1 protein-coding gene is annotated in these 2,021 nt (G+C 69.8%); it reads right to left on the bottom strand.

Features of this window, described 5'->3' with window-relative positions; all coding sequences use genetic code 11:
- Positions 1 to 68: 68 nt before the first annotated feature.
- Positions 69 to 1,148, bottom strand: coding sequence for a hypothetical protein (locus A3IC_RS70095; RefSeq protein WP_020550936.1), 1,080 nt, complete (start codon positions 1,146 to 1,148; stop codon positions 69 to 71).
- Positions 1,149 to 2,021 lie beyond the last annotated feature (873 nt).

Raw genomic sequence — 2,021 nt, 5'->3', positions numbered from 1 at the left:
GGGGTGGGGTGCCTGGGTGCTTGTGGGAGGGCGGCGTCCGCGCCCATCGGAATGGGTCGAGTGGCGGGTCAGGCGTTTTCGCGTGTCCGGCCATGAACGACCTGGATGTCCGCGTCCGTGGCAGGTTCGTCGAAGGCGTGCGAACCGCTCGTGTGGACCGACTTCGGCCCGCGGCGCGTGCCCCGCAACCCGCGTACCCATTCGCCCGGCATCGCGCCCAGCGCCCGCGCGTGCGCCCGGGGACCGGCGGTCAACGCCCCGAGTCGCGCTCGAGGGGCGTCGGTCCAGGCCAACCAACCCGGGCGAGTACGCCCGGCAAGCAGGCCCAGCACGATTGCCGCGCCCACCGCGATCAGGTGTTCGCGACCGGCCAGGTTGGGCAGGATGATCGATTCCAGGACCATCGAGCCGCCGGTGATGGTGAAGAGTATGGGGGCGCGGTGAATGATCGAGAGATACGTGAACAGGCCGACCACCGCCGCCGACGGACCGGTGTCCAGCACATGCGCGGCCGAAGAGGGCAGGCCGAGTGTGTGGTCCGGGCCGATCGCGATCATGATTCGGGCGCCCATCGTGCCCGCGAGGGTGGTCACGTAGGCGACCATCAGCGTGCGGCCCGCGCCGAGCGAGAGCTGGGCGATGGCGAACGCGAGGAACAACTGCGTGATGCCCGCCCAGACCGGCAGGTTCAACGCGGGCACGAACAGCGACACCGGCGTCCGGAGCAGCGCGAGCCACAGCGGCAGGTCGGCGCTGACGCCACCGACGATGCGGACCACGGTCTTGCCGGCCGGCGTCTGCCCGATCGCGTGGAAGAAGATCACCGCGGAGCTGGCCACGACCGCGAGCGCGAGCCCCTTGCCGCGGCTGCGCCACAGCTGGCGAACGGGATCCGCGACGATGCCGCGCCACTCGCCGCACAGGGTCCGCCACAGGAAGAGCAACATTTTCCAGGGGGCGGACCACAACCGGCCGCGCCAGTCGCGTCGTACGATCTTCGCGTCGTCGCCGTCCGCAGCCCGCGCGGCGTTCGTCGTCCCGGACTTGGCGGGCCCCGGCACTCGGGCCCGCGTGAGCGTGCCGGTCGGGGCGGATCCGCCGGCGACGCCGTCGCCGTCGTCTCGGCAGTCGTCGAGAACGCGCAACACTGCTGATCAACCCCCAACGACTCGTCGAGTCCGACGGCCACGGACCCGGGCCGGTGGCGATGTGGCATCCACCACGCCCTGCCCTCAGCTGCGCCATCGTAAGACGAGGACACGACACACCGGTCGGTGGATTGACGCTGGGCGGACGCTCCGCGGTTGCGACATGTTCCGGTCGGCCGGGCGATGCGGGGTGGTGAACCGCTTTCCGTCTCAAAGATTACCGACTGCCGAGGCCGGCCATCGTCAACCCAATCGATGACTTCACCATGCCGGCGTCATCATCTGGTCGTACGAAGCGCCTCCCCTCACGCGCCGACCTGCATCGATGCTGATCGCACGGTCCGGAGGCCGGCCCGGCGCGAACACGCCGGCCGTTGATTGGCCGGAAATACGCGGTGAGCAGCGGGGAATCCGACGCCGGACGCAGCGAAGCCGCTCGATCGCGGATGGTGGGATCCATACGTGAGCGAACGGCTTGGCGGAGGGGGCGGGTGGCTCGGATCGAAGGGATGCGGGTGCGGGTGCGGGCGTCATGGGTGAAGTCGAACCGACGCCGAGTGCCGACGAAGGGGACCGAAATGGACACGGGCGAACCGATTCGAACTCTCGACCGAGTCGACGCCGGGTGGATGCGGATACCGAGTAGTGCCAAATCTTGCCCAGGTAGTGCCCAGGTTTTGCCCAGGTTCCATACAGACAACTTCCGACACGACCCGTTGACGCGATCCACCCGGCCGACCCGATTCATCCGATCGACCGCGCCGACCCCTGCCGCGCCCGCCCTCAGCCGGAGCTGAGTGCCTCGGTCGGTGGCAGCCGTGCCGCCCGACCGGCCGGGTAGAGGCCGGCGAGTGCGCCGATGGCGACCGATGC

It is taken from the genome of Embleya scabrispora DSM 41855 (assembly GCF_000372745.1).
Taxonomy (GTDB): domain Bacteria; phylum Actinomycetota; class Actinomycetes; order Streptomycetales; family Streptomycetaceae; genus Embleya; species Embleya scabrispora.
This window is presented reverse-complemented; position numbering and strand designations above follow the sequence as displayed.